Source organism: Snodgrassella communis, from assembly GCF_914768045.1.
Taxonomy (GTDB): domain Bacteria; phylum Pseudomonadota; class Gammaproteobacteria; order Burkholderiales; family Neisseriaceae; genus Snodgrassella; species Snodgrassella communis.
The window spans coordinates 119,975-141,862 of sequence record NZ_CAJZCD010000003.1; the positions used below are offsets into that span (position 1 = coordinate 119,975).

Below are 21,888 nucleotides of genomic sequence, written 5' to 3' on the forward strand. Positions count from 1 at the left end.
AAATTGACGTAGATAAAAGTTAAATATCTATGTCAGAAAGAACAGTCAGGTATTTGAAACAAAAAAAACCAGCCGTCAAAAAAATGGCTGGCTTTTGCATGGCATTCTATGATGTTAATTAACATCATTTAAAGGCTTTATGACTTCATCAATCTGCCGGTTCAGACTTTCCAGCCCATTACCAGACAAATACCATAAATCGGCACTGAGATAGACTAATTTTGTACCGGCACGCTGCAATATTTTGTCATCAAAATAGTCATTGCGCATCGGTGTTTTGCCGATGGCTTTACTGCGGTCAATAACATAAACAATATCCGGCTGGTATTGGGCAATAAACCGGTTATCCACCATTATTCGAGTAGGTTTGTCATTATTACTGCTAATAAGCGTGGGCAGTAAATCCTTAGTTGCAGCCGGTTTAATCTTCAGTTCATCAAAAATCAGTGCCGAAAAAGCGCCCTGATTCACCAGTATAACATTGCCGTCATTATGCAATACCACAATAGCTTTCTGTGCTGAATGCTGCGCCAGCTCGCGGGCAGCGTTCATTTTCAGGTCTAGTGCTTTTAGTTGCTGTTGCGCCAGTGCTTCCTTACCGGCAATTTTTCCCAACAGGCGGATATGCTTTTTCACATCTTCATAGTAATGCCCGTCTGCGGGATTAACAAAATAATTCAGGGTAGGAGCAATCGCACTTAAATCTTTATAAAAAGCATTCTGGCGTCCGCTCATAATAATCAGGTCTGGCTTGAGTGCCTGAATGGCTGCCAGATCCGGCTCTTTCATCTGGCCTGCATTCTGTACCTGATCGTTCTGATACTGGTGTAGATAACTGGGTATACTTTGCTCAGGCACAGCAACTACCCGGTCACCGACATGAAGTGCATCCAAAGTATCCAGAGCACCGAAATCCATTACCACAATTTTTTGTGGTGCGGCCGCCAGTTTTAATTCTTCACCTGTCTGCGTTACCGTAACTGGTGTTGTACTTTGACAGGCACTCAGCCCCAAAGCTAATGCAGATAACACAGCCATCGCCAGAATTTTTTTCATCACAAACTACCTCTTTTTATTAAATAATGATAATTATTATTATTTATATTAAGGCAAAAGTCCAGCCTGTAGGTTGTCATTAATGGCTATAGGGTATAAACAGATGATTTTTAGCAGATACTGGCAAATAGCCAAATGCGCTTAGGGCTTTAGTGCCCACCAAATTTCAGGCCAATGATACCGATAATAATCAGCCCCAGACTAATCAGGCGCAAGCTGCCGGCCGGTTCCTTGAAAACGATGATACCTACAATGGTTGCACCCACTGCACCAATCCCTGTCCAGACGGCATAAGCTGTTCCTACCGGCAAGGAGCGCATCGACTGCGCCAGCAGCAGAAAACTGCCCACCAATGCCACCAGCGTAATGATGCTGGGTGTCAGTTTAGTGAAATTCTGTGAATATTTAAGACCGATCGCCCAGACTACTTCTAATAATCCGGCCAGTAATAATGACAGCCAAGCCATAATTGTCCCTGTACAGGCTGATGCAGGCCGTCCTGCGTGAAAATTGACCGGTCGGGTCGTCCCAGACCAGATGCATAAGCATGTGAATAACCGCATCATAGTAGGCAGACAAAGCCAGCGTCAAGCACTGAGAAACCATGATGGTGCAGCAACAGACGGCATCGCGGCCATCTGGCGTAATCTTAGCAGTTGGTGGCACTTTAGGGCTTAAAGCACCACCGGCTGATTATGCAGATTTGTTTTTCTGGATAAATTCAATTTTATAGCCATCCGGATCTTCTACAAATGCGATTACTGTCGTGCCATGCTGCATGGGACCGGCTTCACGTGTTACCCGACAGCCCTTGGCACGCACAGCATCACAGGCAGCATAGGCATCCTCTACCTCAATAGCAATATGGCCATATCCAGTACCCAGCTCATAAGCATGGGTATCCCAGTTATAGGTTAATTCCAGCACGGTGCTATTGGATTCTTCACCATAGCCGACAAAAGCCAGAGTGAAACGGCCGCCGGGAAAATCTTCACGTCGCAGCAGTTTCATGCCTAACACATCCTGATAAAACGCCAGTGATTTATCCAGATCGCCTACGCGCAGCATAGTATGCAACATTCTCATGATTTGTTCCTTTATTCTGTTTTTGTTTGCGCCAGATTACCCAGCAGCATGGCATCGCCATAACTGAAAAAACGATATTCTGCTGCTATGGCGTGCTGGTAAATGGCACGGATTTCATCATAACCGCTAAAGGCACTCACCAGCATCAGTAACGTTGATTTGGGCAGGTGAAAGTTGGTAATCATGCGGTCGATAACCTTAAACTGATAACCGGGGGTAATAAATATATTGGTATCCCCCTGCCCAGCCTGCAATTTTCCACTGCGCGCAGCAGATTCCAGTGCGCGTACTGCGGTAGTACCCACTGCCCAGACTTTATTACCACGTGCATGTGCAGCTTCTATTTCTGCCACTACTTTTTCGCTCACGTCATACCATTCACTGTGCATGTGATGCTCGGCAATATTCTCTACCCGTACCGGCTGAAAAGTACCTGCACCGACATGCAAAGTTACCTCAGCCAGATGCACACCCTTGTCGCGCAATTGTTGCATAATAGTATCAGTAAAATGCAAACCGGCTGTCGGCGCAGCCACTGCACCTTCATGCTTGGCATACACTGTCTGGTAACGTTCATCATCGTCATTATCGGCTGAACGGGTAATGTATGGCGGTAAAGGCAGATGCCCGTGAGCGGCCAGCAGCTCCCATACTGTCTGTTCACCTGCGAAGTGCAATATAAACAGCTCACCCTGACGTGCCTGCATCTGTGCATGCATACCGCCTTCAAAAATCAGTTCTGTACCCGGTTTGGGGGATTTGGATGAACGCACATGTGCCAGCGCAGTATGCGCATCCAGCACGCGCTCAATCAACGCTTCAATCTGGCCGCCACTAGCCTTGTGGCCAAACAGGCGGGCTTTCATAACACGGGTATTGTTGAATACCAATACGTCACCGGCTGCAATATAGTCTGCCAGCCGGGTAAATTCACTGTCTGCCGGCTGTTGCCCGGGCAGTGCTACCAGCAGACGGCTGCTGCCACGCACGGCCGGCGGATGTTGCGCAATCAGCTCTGGCGGTAAATCAAAATCAAAATCATTAATATGCATGTACTAGTGCCTGAAAACGGCAAAATACATATTATATGCCTGCTGCGGTAAGCTGCGAAGCCATAGCACACGATAGCAGGCTGAAGATAGTTCAAACAGCCGGCTTTCCGAAAATCAAGGTTATCTAGCGTATTTTTATAATTAATTTGGTTTCAATAATCAAATATAAACTTAAATCAGAGCTTTATTTTATCTGGCATAGTTTTTATCAGCTTAAATTAACTGCTGTTTCAAATCATCTGGTAAAAATGCCTGAAAATAATCAATTTTGCCGTCATTAAAGGTTATTTTGATATTGCTATTCTGTTGCAGGGTAAATAATGCGAGTGCTTGCACTCGCATAATCAACCTCAATATTTGCACGACTGATTTATTTTTGCTCATTGAAATGCAACTCTAAATCGCCCGAATGATGTGTTCCTGCATAATCGGAATAGCGAGATTCAATCCGTTTACATGTATTATTTTCCCATTCCAGATACCAAATCCTATCGCCATTCCTAACGTTTGAATCTACCAGTACCATCAGCAAAAAAACTGATATATTCAATTAACCAACTGTTAATACATATTGCTTCAACCAATACAAAACTCAATCTGTATTAGTATGCAATACCGGTAAATGGTTGTCCTTGAAAATAGTATGGTAATTGATTCATCTCATAATCAACATATTCACCACTGGTTAACAAATCATAGTCAATTTTAATCATTCCCTCAGCTTGTAAAGCTCCATAATTCCGACTATTAGTAGTAATACCATCGGTGATTTCATATATTTGATAAAGCTGATTATCCCGATAATCGTAGGCTTTACCGGTAAATAAAATATCGTTATAAAAGTAGTGATTACTGCGATTTTATAACTGCTTAAGGTTCTGTTCTGACTATCAGGGATATTGATTCCTTAATCTTTTTAATCATTAATTTGGTAGGTTGGAATTTAATGGCTTCCAATTTGGCAGGAATGGCACTACAAAGCAGACTTAAAACCACTGGATCTTATCTTGGTTAAGATAAAATTTCAGTTGCTACCTGGCAGGAAGATAAAATATAAGCACCAGCAAGCTATAAAAACGTTGAATGCTTATAACATAAAGAATTAGTTTATTTAAGTGATGGTGATGGCAGTGAGCACGCAAAATAAGGCTGCCAGACTACACCCGGTATAAAAAAACATTATTTACACTGTGAAATAAATACGAAAACACTGGACATCTGCGCGCATTTTCGGCAAAAATGACGCAATTTTGCTAAAACCAATAAATTTATGAGTGCCTCTATTCTGGTTTTAAACGGCCCTAATCTGAATCTTTTGGGTGTGCGTGAACCGCATATATATGGTTCTACTACACTGGCAGACATCAATCAGAAACTGCTGGTACAGGCACAGGCGGCCGGTATGACGCTGGAAACATTGCAAAGCAATGCTGAACACGTTCTGACAGAACGTATTCAGGCGGCTTTAACTGATGATACCCGGTTTATTATCATTAATCCGGGTGCATTTACGCATACCAGTGTCGCCATTCGTGATGCTTTTGCTGCTGCCGGCAAACCATTTATTGAGGTGCATATTTCCAATGTACATGCCCGCGAGTCTTTCCGGCGTCATTCTTATCTGTCCGATATTGCTATGGGTGTAATCTGTGGTCTGGGCGTATATGGCTACGAAGCGGCATTACATCGGGCAATAGAATACATTCAAGAGACTAGCCGCCAACACTAATACTTATTGCGGCTAAGTCCAATCACACAAGGGTTCATAATATGGATTTACGTAAACTAAAAAAACTCATTGATCTGGTAGAAGAATCCGGCATTGCCGAAATCGAAGTTACTGAAGGTGAGGAAAAGGTACGCATTACCCGTACCACTGCTGCAACTCAGCCTATATATGCAGCACCGATGCAGCAACAACCTGCCATAATGGCAGCAGCACCAGCGACTGCAACAGAAACGGCAGCAGCGGGCTCCACAGCGGAAGCGGCTGCTCCTGATCTCAGCAAAGCAGTGAAATCACCCATGGTCGGTACATTCTACCGAGCAGCCAGCCCTAATTCTGCGCCGTTTGTTGAAGTTGGTCAGACGGTTAATGCCGGTGATACCTTGTGTATCATTGAAGCCATGAAACTGATGAACGAAATCGAAGCTGATCACAGTGGTGTGGTGAAAGAAATTCTTATAGCCAACGGGCAGCCTGTTGAATTCGGTGAACCGCTGTTTATTATTGAGTAATGCTCAATATCAGTAATACTTCCCGTTTCTTACAAGGTACTGCCTTATGTTAAAAAAAATTCTTATTGCCAATCGTGGTGAAATTGCGCTGCGCATTCTGCGCGCCTGCCATGAAATGGGCATTGCAACCGTGGCTGTGCATTCAGAAGCAGACAGTGATGCCCTACATGTGAAGCTGGCAGATGAATCAGTATGTATTGGTCCGGCCAGCTCTGCTCAGAGTTATCTGAATATTCCCGCTCTGATTTCCGCAGCCGAAGTTACCGATGCTGATGCGATTCATCCCGGCTATGGTTTTCTGGCTGAAAATGATGGCTTTGCCGAGCAGGTGGAACAGTCTGGCTTTGTATTTATCGGTCCGCGTCCGGAAACCATCCGTCAGATGGGAGACAAGGTTTCAGCCAAAAAGGCGATGCAGGCTGCGGGAGTACCTTGTGTGCCCGGTTCAGATGGTGCATTGCCGGAAGACGCGCATGAAATTGAAAAAATTGGTGCGCAAGTTGGTTATCCGGTAATTATTAAAGCTTCCGGTGGTGGTGGCGGTCGTGGTATGCGTGTGGTAGAAAAGGCTGAAGACCTGCTTGCTGCAGTAGAAATGACGCGCACAGAAGCTGGCGCAGCTTTCGGTAATCCGGCCGTGTATATGGAGCGCTATCTGCAAAAACCGCGCCATATTGAAGTTCAGATACTGTGTGATGAACATGGCAATGCTATTTATCTGGGTGAACGTGACTGCTCCATGCAGCGACGCCATCAGAAAGTGATTGAAGAGGCACCAGCACCATTTATCACGCCTGAAGAACGGGAACGCATCGGTACTGCCTGTGTGTCTGCTTGTAAGCGCATCGGTTACCGCGGTGCCGGTACATTTGAATTTCTGTACGAAGACGGTGAATTTTTCTTCATTGAAATGAATACCCGCGTACAGGTAGAACATGCCATAACTGAGCTGATTACTGGTGTCGATATTGTTCAGGAACAGATCCGTGTGGCCTCCGGCCTGCCGTTATCCTATACCCAAGCCGATATCCGCCTGCTGGGACATGCTTTTGAGTGCCGGATTAATGCCGAAGATCCCTATACTTTTGTCCCCAGTCCTGGCCTGATTACCAGTTGCCACCAGCCCGGTGGCAACGGGGTACGCATCGACAGCCACATATATCAGGGATACACTGTACCACCCTACTACGATAGTATGATTGGTAAAGTGTGTACCCACGGCCGCAACCGCGAAGAAGCCATTGCCAAAATGCGTGTCGCTTTGCGGGAACTGGCCATTACAGGTATTAAAACCAATACCAATCTGCATCGCGATATTTTTGCTGACCCGGGCTTTATTCATGGTGGTGAGAGTATTCACTATCTTGAGCAATGGTTACAAAAACACAAAGAAGCACAAAAATAATTTACAATACGCATACATTGCGCTTTTATTCACAGGCAGCCGCAGTGGCTGCCTGAAGTTTTATAGAACATCTACACACGGTAAAAAGCCATGCACTACCAACAAGTTGTCATTACAGTTACACAGGATAAGGTTGATAAGCTCTCTGATGCGCTGATAGAAAACGGCGCATTGAGTACTGCTATTGAAGACGCCAATGCCGGTAATGATGATGAGCAGCCAATTTTTGGCGAACCGGATATGCCCACCGAGCAGGTTTGGCAACAAAGCAACATTGTGGCACTGTTTAGTGAACATGCCGATATTGAAGCCATTGTGTCTGCTGCTGCACACGATTGCGGCATCGATATGCCTCATTATTATCTGGAAACCATTCCCGAGCAGGACTGGGTAAGATTGACACAATCGCAGTTTGACCCGATTCAGATTTCTTCCCGTTTATGGATTACACCGTCGTGGCATAATCAGCCAACTGAGCCGGGTGTAATTAATCTGCAACTAGATCCCGGGCTCGCATTTGGTACGGGTAGTCATCCCACTACTCACTTATGTCTGCAATGGCTGGATAAACATGTGCATGGTGGTGAAACGCTGCTTGATTATGGTTGTGGTTCAGGCATTCTGGCCATCGCAGCACTGAAACTGGGTGTTGGCCGTGCCTGTGGTGTTGACATTGACCCGCAGGCCATACGTGCCAGTCAGGATAATGCGCTTCAGAATCAGGTAGATGCTGAATTTTTTCTGCCAGACGACCTGCCGGCTGCACAGCAGTTTGATATTGTCATTGCCAATATTCTGGCCAATCCGCTGCGTATGCTGGCGCAAATGCTGGCTGAACGTACCCGCACTGGTGGCGAGATTGTCTTGTCGGGTATTCTGGCTGAACAGACAGAAGAACTGAGTGAAATTTATCGCCAGTGGTTTGACTTGAATTCACCCATAACTTTGGATGGCTGGGTATGCATTAGTGGTCGGAAAAGAGCCTAGACATCTGGCTTGACCATTTGCCTGATAGCACTAATACGGCATGCTAACGCAATATAACAACTATCCTTTTTTGACAGTACGGAATTTCCTCCCTCTTTAACTATTTTGGTTTACTGAAATATCATGTCTAAAACTATCACTGTTATTTGTCCTAAATGCCATGCAGAAAACACTGTAACGACACCGCCACGCGATGGGGGACGTGTTGTGTGTCGCCAGTGTCAGCACAGATTTATTGTTGTATCCAAAATCCGCGCTAATAAAAATGTTACCCCGCGGGCAGCAACCGGCAAGGATGCTAACCAGCAGGTACCAAGTGCTGATGAAGTTATGGATATACTGAGTAACGCTCTGAATTTGAAGCAGACTGCCAGCCAGAAGCGTGCGCAGGAAAAAATTTATACCAATGCGCCCTCACCAAGGAATACCTCAGTCATCGACAAGCGGCCGAATTTTAATACTCTGTTAAATCAAGCAGCTAAAAAAGTTGAAATCCGCGCCGCCAAAGTGGCTGAACAGGAACCGGAACATTTATCCACGCCACAACCGCAATTGGCTAGCAGTGAACTGCTGCTCAACCGTGCTTCTGCACATAATGCAGTAAAAGAAGTATCGGCTCCTGCCAACGTACCAGTACCTGTACCGGAGGAAAACACCACCAATATTTCCATGAACAGCAATGTGAATAACTTGAATAATCTTGTATTTACTTTACTGCCTAATGACAATCAAAATCACGCAGATGTACCATTACTGCTCAATGATGCCATCGAAAAAACTGATGCCATCCATGCTAAAACTGAATTTCTGCACCACCAGCAGGACAAGTTATCCAAAGAATTTAACTGGACTCTGGCCACAATTGTTGCGTTAACGGTACTGATGATGCAGTTATTTTATTTAATGGCTATCAAATGAGCACCCCTGTAACAGGTAATCAGGATTTTTTTTACAATAATCGTTTTATTCACGATTTTCGGCAGGCTTCTCCTTATATTCACCATTTTAATGGTAAAACTCTGGTACTGGCCATTAGTAGCCATGTTCTGGTAAGCGACAAACTGGCGGCGCTGGCTGCCGACATATTGTTACTTACCAGTCTTGGCATGCGACTGGTCATCATTCACGGTTGCAGCCAGTTTATTCGAGCCATAGCTGATTGCCATACTGCCATCAGCATTGATGAAAATCCTGTTACCGATGAGGCTGCTCTCAGGCTGGTCAAACAGGCCTGTGGTATAGCTCGCTTCGATCTGGAGGCAGCTTTATCCATGATGCCGACACAGGTAATGGATCACAGTGTTCCCAATGTACGCATTAGTAGTGGCAACTTTCTGCGCGCTAAACCACTAGGTGTGATTAATGGTATTGATATGGGATATAGCGGTAGTGTACGCAAAGTAGATGCCGCCGCCATTGAAGAGCATCTGGTACGCAATCAGCTGGTATTCATCAGCCCGATTGGTCATTCACTCAGTGGCCAGTCTTATCGTCTGCCGGTAAATGAAGTTGCTCAGGCTGTATCGGAAGCCATTAATGCAGAAAAACTGATTTTTCTGGGCACGCAGCAAGGTATACTGGATGAACAACAGCAAACCATCAGCAAACTGAACTGTATTGAAATCCGTCAGCTTCTGGCCAGAAACATTACCGATAAACGCCAGACAGAATTGTTGCAAACTGCGGTACATGTACTCGAACATGGCGTACAACGCGTACATGTGCTTTCCGGTCTGCACGATGGCAGTCTGCTACTGGAATTATTTACCCGCGAAGGCAGTGGCACTGCCATGGCCAAAGCGCCGTTCATGCGTATCCGCCCAGCCGAGAACAAGGATATTGGTGAAATTCTGCAACTGATTGCCCCATTGGAAGCTGCGGGTATTCTCCTGCCGCGCGACAGCGAATATATGGAAAATCATATTCATGAATTTTCAGTGCTGGAACAGGATTGCTATGTTTATGGCTGCGTAGCTCTGCATGTCTATCCACAGGAAAAAGCTGGCGAGCTGGCCTGTCTGATTGTCTCACCAAATGCACGTACGCGTGGCTATGGAGAGCTGCTACTATCACATGTCATCAAACAAGCACAAGAATTACAGCTACAGGTTCTGTTTGCTTTGAGCACCAATACCGGCGACTGGTTTATTGAACGTGGCTTTACCAGTGCCACACTGGCGCAATTACCGTTAAAACGACAGCAGCAGTACACAAGCAATAAACGCCAGTCGAAAATATTTCGTCGCCAACTTTAAACGCAACCGGCGAAAAATCTTTTACAATCTATTCTTTCCCCCCTGATTGGCATAAAGGAAGTCACATGAGTCATATGGTGCATTGCATTAAACTGGGCAAAGAAGCACCCGGAATGAAATTCCCACCATTTCCCAATGAACTGGGTAAACGTATTTACGATAATGTATCGCAGGAAGCATGGGACGGCTGGTTACGTTATCAGACTATGATTATTAATGAAAATCGTCTCAGTCTGGCTGACCCGCGAGCCCGCCAGTACATTACCCAACAAATGGAAAATTATTTCTTCGGTGATGGTGCTGACCACATCAGTGGCTATACTCCGCCACAAGAATAACATCCAATGGCTGTTCGACTGTTTGCAGATGAACAGCTTTTTTATTTACCCCATATCTTATTACAGCTTTTATGGTAATCCGGCTTATTAAAAGTGATTTATTTCGTTATAGTGGCCGTACTGACTGGCGCACATTCATACGCCACTACTTTTGTAACCGTGGCTTTCGCTTTTCCTGCTGGTTCAGACTGGCTTCCGCAACGGGAATCTGGCGCAAACTGGCCTACCCGATGTATGCATGGCAGAAACGCTGTAGTGGTATCATCATCAGCCCGCGTACATCTGTTGGCTACGGGTTGTATATCGGCCATGGCGGGCCGCTGATTATTAACAGCAATGCCCGGCTGGGTAATAATGTGAATCTTTCACCCTACACAGTAATCGGTGCCAACAATGGGGCAGCTGCCATCATTGGTGACAATGTCTATATCGGCCCCAATTGTAATCTGATTGAAAACGTCTGCATCGGTGACAATGCTACTATTGGCGCCGGCAGTGTCGTTACCAAAAATATCCCGGCAAATGCAACTGCGGCAGGTAATTACGCTAAGGTATTAAATTATCAGAATCCCGGGCGGTTTATTCACAACCGCTGGCCACCAATGAATACACATGACACTTGACCTGTATGCAAAACAGTGCCAATGTTAATAAATTAAACCCAAGCTGACACACGCTTACCCATAATGACAGTCACAGGTGTATCTCATGTCCGAAATTCAGCCACACTTACTTTGCCGCGAACTCAGCCTACTGGCATTCAATCGTCGTGTACTGGCACAGGCTCAAGACACACAGGTTCCCCTGCTCGAACGTTTACGTTTTTTATGTATTGTTTCTTCCAATCTGGACGAGTTTTTTGAAGTACGCATGGCATGGCTGCGACGTACCCGTCAACTCTCGCCTCATATTCCACTGGCTAACGGTGAACTGCCGGAAACCGTAATCACTAATGTAACCAAACAAGCACATGCCATTATTGCCGAACAATACCGCCTGTTTAACGAAGAGCTGATTCCAGCCTTGCGCAGTGAAGGCATCTCGTTTTATCCGCGCAGTGCCTGGAGCGAAGCACAGCGTCAGTGGGTGGCTGATTATTTCAAGCATGAATTATTACCCATTCTCACGCCTATCGGACTGGATCCATCACATCCCTTCCCACGTTTACTCAACAAATCACTGAATTTTGCCGTAGAGCTGGAAGGTAAAGATGCTTTTGGCCGGACTGGAGGCATGGCCATTGTTCAGGCACCGCGTATTCTGCCGCGGGTATTGAAGATGCCTAAAGAGTTATGCAATGGGCACGATGGTTTTGTATTCCTGTCTTCCATTTTGCATGCCCATGTACATACGCTGTTTACTGGTATGAGTGTCAAAGGCTGTTATCAGTTCCGCATTACCCGCGACAGCGATTTAAGTGTTGACGAAGAGGATTTAGAGAATCTGCGCACCGCCATTGCCGGCGAATTACAGGGGCGACAGTATGGAGAAGGTGTACGTTTGGAGGTAGCAGACAATTGTCCGGCACATGTTTATGATTTTCTCCTCAGCCACTTTCATCTGGGGCGCGATGAGTTATACCGAGTGAATGGTCCGGTAAATCTGGTACGCCTGATGGCCGTACCGGATATGGTTGAACGCAATGATTTAAAATTTCCGCCATTTATTCCCGGCACACCAACCATACTGACTAAAAATCGCGATCTGTTCAGTATTATCAATCAGCGCGATATTTTACTCTATCATCCCTATCAGTCCTTTGAACCAACAGTGCGCCTGATTCAGGAGGCAGCAGATGACCCTCAGGTTATTGCCATCAAAATGACTATCTACCGCACCGGTAGTAATTCTGATCTAGTAAAGGCACTGATGAAAGCGGCACTGGCTGGTAAACAGGTTACAGTGGTGGTTGAACTAATGGCACGTTTTGACGAAGAAACCAATCTGAACTGGGCCAGCCAGTTAGAAACTGCTGGTGCCCATGTGGTTTATGGCGTATTCGGCTACAAAGTTCATGCCAAAATGGCACTGATTGTGCGCCGTGAAGACGGTAAACTGAAACGCTATGCTCATGTCAGCACTGGCAACTACCATCAGGGCACCAGTCGCACCTATACCGATCTGGGACTGATGACTTGTAACCGGGACATTTGTATTGATGTCAACACAGTGTTTATGGAAATTACCGGATTGGGACAGCCCAACCATCTGAATAAGATAGCCCAAAGCCCATTCACACTGCACAAAATGCTACTCGAGAGTATTAACGGTGAAATCGAACAGGCCAAAGCTGGCAAGGCTGCGCGTATTATTGCCAAAATGAATGCGCTGGTTGAACCCAGTATTGTTGATGCCCTGTATGCAGCCAGTCAGGCTGGCGTACAGATAGAGCTTATTGTACGCGGAATGTGTGTATTGCGGCCGAGTGTTAAAGGGCTATCGGAAAATATTCGGGTTCGTTCTATTGTCGGCCGCCTGCTGGAGCATGCACGAGTATTTTATTTTGAAAACGGCGGTGATACCAAAGTATGGATATCCAGTGCCGACTGGATGGGGCGCAATCTGTTCCGGCGCGTAGAAATTTGTACACCAATTGAAACACCTGAGCTAAAACAACGTATAATCAAAGAGACACTGATGTTCGCTCTGGCTGATAATCAGTGTGCTTGGTTGATGCAGCCTGATGGTCAGTACCGGCGAATTAAGACAGCAGATAATGAACCCGTAACCAATATGCAAAATATGCTGATTGAGCGCTATCGCCAACAGTAATGTGCTTATCAGCCATAATATAGAGTGGCCGATCAGAATGGAAAAATAAATTTACAATAGGCAGTTTAGCCAGTGCCATGGCAAAAAAAGCAAGGTTTATCCATCTGGATGCCTTGCTTTTCGTTTATTGAAGACCAAAAATCAGTGGTGTCCGGTACTACCAAAGCCCCCTTCACCGCGGCTGCTTTGCACAAATTCATCAACAACAGTAAAAGCCGCCTGCATCACCGGCACAATAATCATCTGCGCAATCCGTGCCAGTGGTTCAATTACATATGCTTCCTGACTGCGATTCCAAAGTGATACTTTTAATTCACCCTGATAATCTGAATCAATCAGCCCTACCAGATTACCCAGCACAATACCATGCTTATGCCCCAGACCGGAACGCGGTAAGATTAAGGCGGCATAGCCTGGGTCGGCCAGATAGACGGCTAGCCCTGTTGGCAGCAGAAAGCTTTCTCCCGGCTGTAAAGTAACGGGTGCTTCAATACAGGCGCGTAAATCCAGACCAGCCGAACCAATAGTTGCATATTGTGGTAACTGTTCCGCCATTAACGGATGCAATACCTTAATTTGTACAGATAACTCAGTAGAACTCATAAACCAGTCTTTATATCAATCACAGTTAACAAAATCAGGGCAGTATGCCCCAGATATATACAGCTTTACTTATAAGCGCGCCAGCAGTTGCGCTAGCCGGACAACAATAGCAGTAGCCGTATCATCCTTACTCATTTGCGGTAAGGCAGTTTCCTGCTCGTCATCAAGCAAGACTACTTGGTTAGAGGCTTTACCCATTGCCTGACTCACTTCATTAGCCACTAATAACGGTACCCCTTTTTTCAACCGTTTGGCACGTGCATGATCCAGCACATGCTCACTTTCAGCAGCAAAACCCACACAGAACGGCGCATCAGCCCGGGCAGCCACAGTAGCCAGAATATCAGCATTCTCAGCAAGTTCTATCACCGGCACGGATTGTCCGGCCTGTTTTTTCAATTTCTGTTCACTACGGTTTCTAACCTTGTAATCAGCCACCGCTGCTACAGATATAAACACATCCTGTCCGGGCAATAACCGCTGCACAGCCGCCAGCATTGCATCCGCACTGATGGCCTGTTCTGTATAAGCCAGTCCGGCTGCCAGCGCTGTTTGCACTTGTCCATATACCAATGACACATTAGCTCCGGCAGCACGACATGCACGTGCAAGTGCCATTCCCATCTGCCCACTGGAAATATTGGTAATACCCCGTACCGGGTCAATTGCTTCAAAAGTGGCTCCGGCAGTAATCAATACCCTTTTACCCGCCAGCACAGGTGGTGTCCAGACATCAACCAGCAAATCAGCCAGATCTGCCGCTTCCAGCATACGCCCGCTGCCAACTTCGCCACAGGCCTGTTCACCAACGGCCGGCCCCAGTATTCTTATCTGATCCTGCTGTAATAACGCCAGATTGCGCTGATTGGCTGGATTATTCCACATCTGCACATTCATCGCAGGTGCAACTGCCAAAGGACAATTGCGCGCGGCCACCAGAGTGGTCAGCAGATTATCTGCCATGCCCTGAGCTATTTTGGCCAGCGTATTGGCAGAAGCGGGTGCAATCAGCATCACATCTGCCTGCCGGCTTAAATTAATGTGCGCCATACCATGACCACCAGACCCATCATGCGTATCCAGCAATACCGGCTCTCCACTCAGAGCCTGAAAGGTAGTTGGGCTGATAAAATCAGTAGCCGCCTGAGTCATCACCACATTTACCTGATGCCCTGCCTTTTTCAGCAGCCGCACCAGCTCACAACTTTTATATGCGGCAATACCACCACAAATACCCAGCAATACCTTTTTTTTCATTACCTATACCATCTATAACCAAAAATCAGCCTGTAACAGATATTCACCTTCAATCCACTTCATCACTCAGTAAAATGATGCAAACTATTTGATTAAATGGAAATTTTTTTTGCACAATCCATCTGTTTTGGTAAACAGATATTTATGCAGACAGTAGCTTATCCAGCAGCAGACAAAGCCAGAGTGGCAAGTCAGACCTGAACGAATATAACAGACAATTATTACATGATACACTAGGCACTGCCGCGTTTACCAGACAGACCATGACTAAAAAAACCGCACTTTAGTCTCATCCTAACAAAAATTAATTCAAGTTAGAAGCAACATTAAATACTTGTTTATATGAAAAGTTATACATCAACTGGAGAATTAAAATGTATTAACAGTTAAATTTCATTGCCCCACGCAAAATGCTTGCATACAATGCCCACCCTAAAGCAGGAGCAGAATCGTTTTTGCACCGTTCTTTACACATTACAGTAAACATCCATATGCCGAGCATTGGCTGGAACGATTTTTTCTGGAGTACCCCCTTATCATGAGCGAAAACGCAACCACCAAGCCAGGTGCCGATCCCGCACATTACTTACAGATTAAAGACATCGTCAAAACCTATGGCGACAACTACGCCGTTGACCATGTCAATCTGACTATTAAAAAAAATGAAATCTTCGCCTTGCTTGGTAGCTCCGGTAGCGGTAAGTCCACCTTGTTACGTATGCTGGCCGGTATGGAAACACCGACTCAGGGGCAAATTATCTTGGATGGCGATGACATTACCAAACTGCAACCCTACGATCGTCCCATCAATATGATGTTTCAGAGTTACGCCTTGTTTCCGCACATGAGTGTTGAACAGAATATTGCGTTCGGCCTGAAACAAGACAAACTGCCTAAGGGCGAAATCAGCGCCCGTGTAGAAGAAATGCTGCGTCTGGTACAGATGAGCAAATACGCCAAACGCAAACCACATCAACTTTCCGGCGGACAACAGCAGCGTGTTGCACTGGCACGCAGTCTGGCTAAACGACCTAAGCTGCTGCTCTTGGATGAACCACTGGGTGCGTTGGACAAAAAACTGCGCCAACAAACCCAGCTCGAACTGGTTAATACACTCGAAAAAGTAGGTGCCACCTGCATCATGGTTACTCATGATCAGGAAGAAGCCATGACCATGGCTTCGCGAATTGCCATTATGTCTGACGGACAACTGCAACAGGTAGGTACGCCCTCTGATATTTACGACTACCCAAACAGCCGCTTCACCGCTGAATTTATGGGCGAAACCAATATTCTGGCCGGCAAAGTTACTGAAGATGGTGCCGACCATACCATTATTCAGTGTCCTGATCTGCAACAGCTGGTTTATCTTGGGCATGGCATCAGCGGGCCGGAAGATCAGAATATCTGGCTGTCTATTCGTCCGGAAGATATCAATATCTATCGTGAGCAGCCACCGCTGGAATATAACTGGTCAGCCGGTATCGTGAAAGAGATTGCCTATCTGGGCAGCTTTGGCATTTTTCATATCCAGCTCCCATCAGGCAAAATCATCAAAAGCCAAGTTTTATCCTCATACTGGGAACAATACAATATCCCCATGCCTACATGGGAAGAAAAAGTTTACATCAGCTGGCCTGACAATCAGGCCAGCCCTTTGACCCATTAACAGCCGTGGGAGCTTAAACATGAACTGGTTTAACCACCTAAAAGGCTTGCGCCCAACGCAGGGACTGGTAATAGGCATACCCTACATCTGGCTACTGGGACTATTTCTGATACCATTTTTTATCGTACTCAAAATCAGTTTTGGTGAACAGGATATTGCCATCCCACCCTATACACCGTTATACAACCTTGATACCGACTTGGGGCGCATCAATATTCTGATCAGCTATCAGAATTATGCTGATATCTTCAACGATTTCTGGCTTTCTCTCAAACAGATGCTCACCGGTAATCGTGGCGATAACATCTACCTGCTGACTTACTGGCTGTCGATTAAAACAGCCTTTACCACCACACTAATCTGCCTTCTGGCTGGCTATCCGATAGCCTACGCCATTGCCCGGGCGCCGGAAAAAATCCGTAATGGCCTGCTGCTCGCGATTATGCTGCCTTTCTGGACTTCTTTCCTGTTACGTGTGTATGCATGGATGAGCCTGCTCGGCCATAACGGCATCATCAACACCTATCTGACGAAATGGGGGCTTATCAGCCAGCCGCTGGATATGTTTTACAACTCATTCTCCCTGAATCTGGTAATGGTGTATGCTTATCTGCCTTTTATGATCCTGCCACTATACACCCAGCTGGTGAAGCTAGATAACCGCTTATTGGAGGCAGCAGCAGATCTGGGAGCCGGTCCGATTAAGGCTTTTATTTCCATTACCCTACCCTTGTCCAAAGCCGGAATCATTTCCGGTTCAATGCTGGTATTCATTCCAGCAGTAGGCGAATTTGTGATACCTGAGCTGGTAGGCGGACCAGAAAACCTGATGATTGGTAAAGTATTATGGCAAGCTTTTTTCGACCAGAACAACTGGCCACTGGCTTCTGCTGTAGCCGTAATCATGGTGCTGTTACTGGTGATACCGATTGCCTTGTTCCATCGCTACGAAACCCGAGAAATTGAAGAAGGAGCCAGTCATGCCTAACCACAAATCATCCTGGTTCCTCAGAAGTGTGCTGATTCTGGGACTGGCCTTTCTGTACATGCCTTTAGTGATTCTGGTTATTTACTCTTTTAATAACTCACGTCTGGTGACCGTCTGGGGTGGCTTCTCAACCCAATGGTATGGCAAACTGCTACAGAACGAACAGATACTGGATGCAGCATGGCTATCTGTTCGTATCGCCTTGTGTTCAGCCGCAGCAGCCGTTATTCTGGGCACACTGGCCGGCTATGCACTGGCACGTATCAAGCGTTTTCGCGGCAACACCCTGTTTGCCGGTATGGTGTCTGCACCGATGGTTATGCCGGATATTATCACCGGCCTGTCCATGTTACTGCTGATTATTCAGGTACAGATGCTGCTGCAAAACAGTGCTTTTAGCTTCCTGTATTTTGAACGTGGCTTCTTTACCATCTGGCTTGGACACACTACCCTGTGTATGGCTTATGTGACTGTTATCATTCGTTCGCGTTTGTCTGAGCTAAACCAGTCACTGGAAGAGGCCGCTAAAGACCTTGGTGCACGTCCATTAAAGGTATTTTTTCTGATTACCCTGCCCTCTATTGCTCCTGCGATTGCTTCCGGCTTCCTACTATCCATTACCCTATCACTGGATGATCTGGTGATTACCTCGTTCCTGTCCGGTCCGGGTTCTTCCACCTTACCCATGATTATTTTCTCCAAAATCAAACTGGGACTGGATCCGCAAATGAACGTACTGGCCACCATCATCATCACACTGGTAGGTACGTTAGCTATCGGCATCAACTACTGCATGATGCGACAGAATACCAGACGCGAACGGGAAATGGCCGAAGCTTACCGCCAAAGCCAGTTACTTGAGACAACCAAATAACATCCGTTTACAATGGCAGCTATCTGATTCCCGATAGCTGCCAATTTTTTATCTTTCAGTCCTGTTTAACCCAGCGCCATGGCTACGTCATTCACACATACAGAACCCACTCTCAGCTATTACGCTGCCAGCCGCAATGATCACACTCACTACCCCTGTTTGCAGGGTACGGTAGAAGTTGAAACATGCATCATCGGTGGTGGACTGAGCGGTATCGGTACAGCATTGCCACTGGCACAACAACAGCACAGCGTGGCGCTTATCGAAGCAGCACAGATTGGTTACGGTGCCTCCGGTCGCAATGGTGGTCAGGTGATTTATGGCTATGCTGCCGAAATGAGCAGCATAGCCAGCATGATTGGTCTGAAAAATGCCCAGACCCTGTGGCAGTGGAGTCTCCAAGCGGTTGCTCTGGTAGAACAACAGATACAAACTTACCGGATAGACTGCGACTGGCACCGTGGCTATGCCCATGTTGCCATCCGGCCACGACATCTGCACGCCCTAACTGAATGGGTGAAAGAAGCTGCTGCACATTATCATTTTCACGACTACCAGATATGGAATCAACACCAGCTACAACAACAACTGGCTAGTGAACGCTATGCAGGTGCAATATTCGACCAGCAGGCCGGCCACTTGCATCCACTCAACTACACGCTGGGACTGGCACGTGCTGCGGCAGCTGCAGGTGCCTTGCTGTTCGAACACTCCCCCATGCTTGCCCTTGAACCATGGCAGCATGGCTACCGGATTACCACGCCGAACGGCTGTATTATAGCCAAAAACCTTGTTATCGCCGTTAACGCCTTTACCCATAGCTTACAACAGGCGCCCATCCAGTCACTGGCTGCCAAAATCCTGCCAGTAGGCACTTATATGATTGCAACAGAACCATTAGGCGAACGTGCTCAGCAACTCATACACAACAACATGGCTGTATGTGACACCCGTTTTGTACTCGATTATTACCGCCTCAGCGCAGACAAGCGTTTGTTATTTGGCGGCAAAGTTAACTATTCTGGCCGTGAACCCAGCCAGCAGCAATTAATCCAAGGTATGCGCCGTGATATGTTAAAAGTTTTTCCACAGCTGGCAGACGTTCACATAGACTATGCTTGGGGCGGACAAGTTGACATCAGCATGAACCGGATTCCCCATTTTGGCCGTCTTAATCCGCAGCTATACTTTTTACAGGGATTTTCCGGACATGGTGTGGCCGCTACCGGACTGGGCGGGCAGATTGTTGCCGAAGCCATCAGCGGTGATGACAGTCGCCTGCGCCTGTTTGAAAAAATAACGCATCACAATTTTCCCGGTGGCAAGCTGTTGCGCCTGCCGACACAATGGCTTGGCGCAAGTTATTACCGCCTGAAAGATTTATTACCTTAAAATTAAGAGTATTGAACACAACTTATAGTACAATCAATATTCTGTTTCGAATTTTCAGCAACAAGCTACATGACCGTTTCCGATTCCACTACCTTTTACCAACATGCCTTGCAACAGTGTCTGCTTGTCCAGACCAGCCTGATGCAAAACCACACACTGGAAAACGGAGAAAAAGTCTGGGTTCGGCAGGCAGGCGCACGCAACAGTGCTTGGCGTTATCATCTATTAAAAATAGCTCAGCAAATCAGCGGCATTCACATGCTTCAACCCGTACCCAATCTGGGCGGTATTCCTTCCTTACAAACCGAAGCAGCCCGTTTACAGGCTCTGGCGACAGCAGGTGTTCAGGTACCCGTCATTCTGGCACAGCAGCCAAACGCGCTAATGATTAGCCATATTGGTGAACACAATCTGGAAAACGAATGGAAACAGCATAAACACCAGCCAGAAATTCTGCTGCAACGCTGGCAGCTTGGTCTTAATGCTATCGCAGATGTGCACAAACGCAAACAATACCTGAGCGAAACATTTGCCCGTAACATGATTTACGTGAATCAACACAGCATAGGCTTCATTGATTTTGAAGACGATCCGCTGTCAGTTATGACTTTGCCCCACTGCCATGCCCGCGACTGGCTGTGTTATCTGCATTCAGGCGCACGTTTAATGCAGGAATATAACGTGGCCAATCAGGCCAAAGCCTTGTGGGAAAGTATGCTGCACCATCAGCCACACGAAGTTCATACCATCGTGACCAATAGCTTGCGTAAAATCCACTGGATGCGCCATTTAACCGCCAGAATTTATGGCAAAGACACCCTCAAACTGGCAGCTATGGCCAGTTATGCCTGACATAGCCAGCTATCAGTAAACCACCGCTCATGCACAGTACATTAGATACACAGAGCCAACAGTTATCAAAAACAAACAGGCTGTAGCAACAATCGTGTGCTACAGCCTGTTTGTTTTCAATGCAGGCAAAATTTAATCTACTTCTGCCCTCTGACACTGCATTACCATTTTCTGCAACATCCACGGTTGTAATAACTGTATGTGCTTATGTTCAACTTTAATCCAGCCCTCATTCTGGAATCTGGATAACATGCGACTTACTGTTTCGAGTTTCAGCCCCAGATAACTGCCAATTTCTTCACGTGACATACGCAGAATAAAATCATTAGCCGCAAAACCCCGGAAACTGAGACGATGGGACAGATTGACCAGAAATGCCGCCAAACGTTCCTCCGCACGCATATTACCCAGCATTAACATCAGTTCCTGTGTGCGCAGTATTTCCTGACTCATCAGACGATAAAAATGTGTTTGCAATGAAGGTAACACATTACCAGCCTCTTCCAGATTCGCAAAAGGCAACTCACATACTTCACTGTCTTCCAGAGCCATAGCGTCACAGCCATGAGTATTATTACAGATACCATCCAGTCCCAGCAGCTCACCAGACATAAAAAAGCCAGTCACCTGGTCACGACCATCCTGACTATTCACCATAGTTTTGAAAAAACCGGTACGCACTGCAAATATTGCATTAAAAGGTTCTCCAGCACGAAACAGATACTCACCTTTTCTCAGGCGACGACTCTGACGAATAACTGCACCTAAATCAGTTAATTCCCGTTCTTTCAGCATCACCGGCATACAAAGAATCTTCAAAGAACATTTCTCACATAATTTCTGTACTATTTCACCCTGCTTATGCAATCTAATCATAATATATTTAATAATTACCTGTTACATTTTGCCAAACAATATCACCTAACAAATACATTGATATAAATCAAAAATTTTCTAAACAACTCTATACATTATTAACAGAGATAATTGAATTTTCCTTCAATCCCTGCTCAAATAAAAATAGACTTATTATAACGGCACTGCTTTACTTTACTGCCGCATGT

22 protein-coding genes are annotated in these 21,888 nt (G+C 46.2%); 14 read left to right on the forward strand and 8 right to left on the reverse strand.

The window, feature by feature from the left end; genetic code table 11:
* Positions 1–114: 114 nt before the first annotated feature.
* The 5 genes from MJ761_RS04745 to MJ761_RS10855 all read right to left on the reverse strand — a co-directional run bounded on the left by MJ761_RS04745 (position 115) and on the right by MJ761_RS10855 (position 3,536).
* Complete coding sequence (locus MJ761_RS04745; RefSeq protein WP_093092093.1) at positions 115–1,056, reverse strand: siderophore ABC transporter substrate-binding protein; 942 nt, start codon at positions 1,054–1,056, stop codon at positions 115–117.
* A 149-nt stretch (positions 1,057–1,205) separates the two neighbouring features.
* Entirely contained in the window at positions 1,206–1,523 is a 318-nt protein-coding gene (sugE, locus tag MJ761_RS04750) for a quaternary ammonium compound efflux SMR transporter SugE (RefSeq protein WP_093092095.1), read from the reverse strand.
* A 226-nt stretch (positions 1,524–1,749) separates the two neighbouring features.
* Positions 1,750–2,142 (reverse strand): lactoylglutathione lyase, encoded by a 393-nt coding sequence (gloA, locus tag MJ761_RS04755; protein WP_093092097.1) that lies wholly within the window; start codon positions 2,140–2,142, stop codon positions 1,750–1,752.
* Positions 2,143–2,153: 11 nt separating this feature from the next.
* Complete coding sequence (queA, locus tag MJ761_RS04760; RefSeq protein ID WP_093092099.1) at positions 2,154–3,194, reverse strand: tRNA preQ1(34) S-adenosylmethionine ribosyltransferase-isomerase QueA; 1,041 nt, start codon at positions 3,192–3,194, stop codon at positions 2,154–2,156.
* A 213-nt stretch (positions 3,195–3,407) separates the two neighbouring features.
* On the reverse strand, positions 3,408–3,536 hold the full coding sequence (locus tag MJ761_RS10855) for a hypothetical protein (RefSeq protein WP_255356350.1): 129 nt from the start codon (positions 3,534–3,536) through the stop codon (positions 3,408–3,410).
* Between the two features lie 928 nt (positions 3,537–4,464).
* Between MJ761_RS10855 and aroQ the strand changes: the two genes are divergently transcribed.
* The 9 genes from aroQ (at position 4,465) to ppk1 (ending at position 13,189) form a co-directional block, all read left to right on the forward strand.
* Complete coding sequence (gene aroQ / locus MJ761_RS04765; RefSeq protein ID WP_093092102.1) at positions 4,465–4,923, forward strand: type II 3-dehydroquinate dehydratase; 459 nt, start codon at positions 4,465–4,467, stop codon at positions 4,921–4,923.
* A 41-nt stretch (positions 4,924–4,964) separates the two neighbouring features.
* Complete coding sequence (gene accB, locus MJ761_RS04770; protein ID WP_093092104.1) at positions 4,965–5,432, forward strand: acetyl-CoA carboxylase biotin carboxyl carrier protein; 468 nt, start codon at positions 4,965–4,967, stop codon at positions 5,430–5,432.
* 46 nt (positions 5,433–5,478) lie between these two features.
* Complete coding sequence (gene accC / locus MJ761_RS04775; protein ID WP_093092107.1) at positions 5,479–6,837, forward strand: acetyl-CoA carboxylase biotin carboxylase subunit; 1,359 nt, start codon at positions 5,479–5,481, stop codon at positions 6,835–6,837.
* A 90-nt stretch (positions 6,838–6,927) separates the two neighbouring features.
* Positions 6,928–7,824, forward strand: a complete 897-nt coding sequence (gene prmA, locus MJ761_RS04780; RefSeq protein WP_093092109.1) for a 50S ribosomal protein L11 methyltransferase — start codon at positions 6,928–6,930, stop codon at positions 7,822–7,824.
* A 123-nt stretch (positions 7,825–7,947) separates the two neighbouring features.
* Entirely contained in the window at positions 7,948–8,742 is a 795-nt protein-coding gene (locus MJ761_RS04785; RefSeq protein ID WP_093092112.1) for a zinc ribbon domain-containing protein, read from the forward strand.
* The gene (gene argA, locus MJ761_RS04790; RefSeq protein ID WP_093092114.1) at positions 8,739–10,079 is read left to right on the forward strand and encodes an amino-acid N-acetyltransferase; all 1,341 of its coding nucleotides are present in this window, start codon (positions 8,739–8,741) and stop codon (positions 10,077–10,079) included. Before MJ761_RS04785 ends, argA begins: the two co-directional genes overlap by 4 nt.
* Before the next feature lie 65 nt (positions 10,080–10,144).
* The gene (locus tag MJ761_RS04795) at positions 10,145–10,417 is read left to right on the forward strand and encodes an oxidative damage protection protein (protein WP_093092116.1); all 273 of its coding nucleotides are present in this window, start codon (positions 10,145–10,147) and stop codon (positions 10,415–10,417) included.
* A gap of 71 nt (positions 10,418–10,488) precedes the next feature.
* Positions 10,489–11,040, forward strand: coding sequence for a serine acetyltransferase (locus MJ761_RS04800; RefSeq protein WP_093092118.1), 552 nt, complete (start codon positions 10,489–10,491; stop codon positions 11,038–11,040).
* Between the two features lie 85 nt (positions 11,041–11,125).
* Entirely contained in the window at positions 11,126–13,189 is a 2,064-nt protein-coding gene (ppk1, locus tag MJ761_RS04805) for a polyphosphate kinase 1 (RefSeq protein ID WP_093092120.1), read from the forward strand.
* 141 nt (positions 13,190–13,330) lie between these two features.
* On the opposite strand, the gene dut is transcribed toward ppk1, so the two are convergent.
* Both dut and coaBC read right to left on the reverse strand, forming a co-directional pair.
* Entirely contained in the window at positions 13,331–13,792 is a 462-nt protein-coding gene (gene dut, locus MJ761_RS04810) for a dUTP diphosphatase (RefSeq protein WP_093092122.1), read from the reverse strand.
* 69 nt (positions 13,793–13,861) lie between these two features.
* On the reverse strand, positions 13,862–15,049 hold the full coding sequence (gene coaBC, locus MJ761_RS04815; RefSeq protein WP_093092124.1) for a bifunctional phosphopantothenoylcysteine decarboxylase/phosphopantothenate--cysteine ligase CoaBC: 1,188 nt from the start codon (positions 15,047–15,049) through the stop codon (positions 13,862–13,864).
* A 538-nt stretch (positions 15,050–15,587) separates the two neighbouring features.
* On the opposite strand from coaBC, the gene MJ761_RS04820 reads away from it, so the two are divergent.
* From MJ761_RS04820 to MJ761_RS04840, 5 genes are all read left to right on the forward strand, one after another.
* Positions 15,588–16,718, forward strand: a complete 1,131-nt coding sequence (locus tag MJ761_RS04820; protein WP_093092126.1) for an ABC transporter ATP-binding protein — start codon at positions 15,588–15,590, stop codon at positions 16,716–16,718.
* A gap of 19 nt (positions 16,719–16,737) precedes the next feature.
* Entirely contained in the window at positions 16,738–17,706 is a 969-nt protein-coding gene (locus MJ761_RS04825; RefSeq protein ID WP_093092128.1) for an ABC transporter permease subunit, read from the forward strand.
* Positions 17,699–18,580: an ABC transporter permease subunit gene (locus MJ761_RS04830; RefSeq protein ID WP_093092130.1), complete on the forward strand. Its 882-nt coding sequence runs from the start codon at positions 17,699–17,701 to the stop codon at positions 18,578–18,580. The genes MJ761_RS04825 and MJ761_RS04830 overlap by 8 nt, the downstream gene beginning before the upstream one ends.
* A gap of 78 nt (positions 18,581–18,658) precedes the next feature.
* Positions 18,659–19,972, forward strand: coding sequence for an NAD(P)/FAD-dependent oxidoreductase (locus tag MJ761_RS04835; protein WP_093092132.1), 1,314 nt, complete (start codon positions 18,659–18,661; stop codon positions 19,970–19,972).
* A 69-nt stretch (positions 19,973–20,041) separates the two neighbouring features.
* The gene (locus MJ761_RS04840; RefSeq protein ID WP_093092134.1) at positions 20,042–20,824 is read left to right on the forward strand and encodes a BUD32 family EKC/KEOPS complex subunit; all 783 of its coding nucleotides are present in this window, start codon (positions 20,042–20,044) and stop codon (positions 20,822–20,824) included.
* Positions 20,825–20,956: 132 nt separating this feature from the next.
* Here the strand turns inward: MJ761_RS04840 and fnr are convergent, their stop codons facing one another.
* A complete protein-coding gene (gene fnr, locus MJ761_RS04845; protein WP_093092136.1) occupies positions 20,957–21,700 on the reverse strand; it encodes a fumarate/nitrate reduction transcriptional regulator Fnr in 744 nt (247 codons plus the stop codon).
* Between the last annotated feature and the right edge of the window lie 188 nt (positions 21,701–21,888).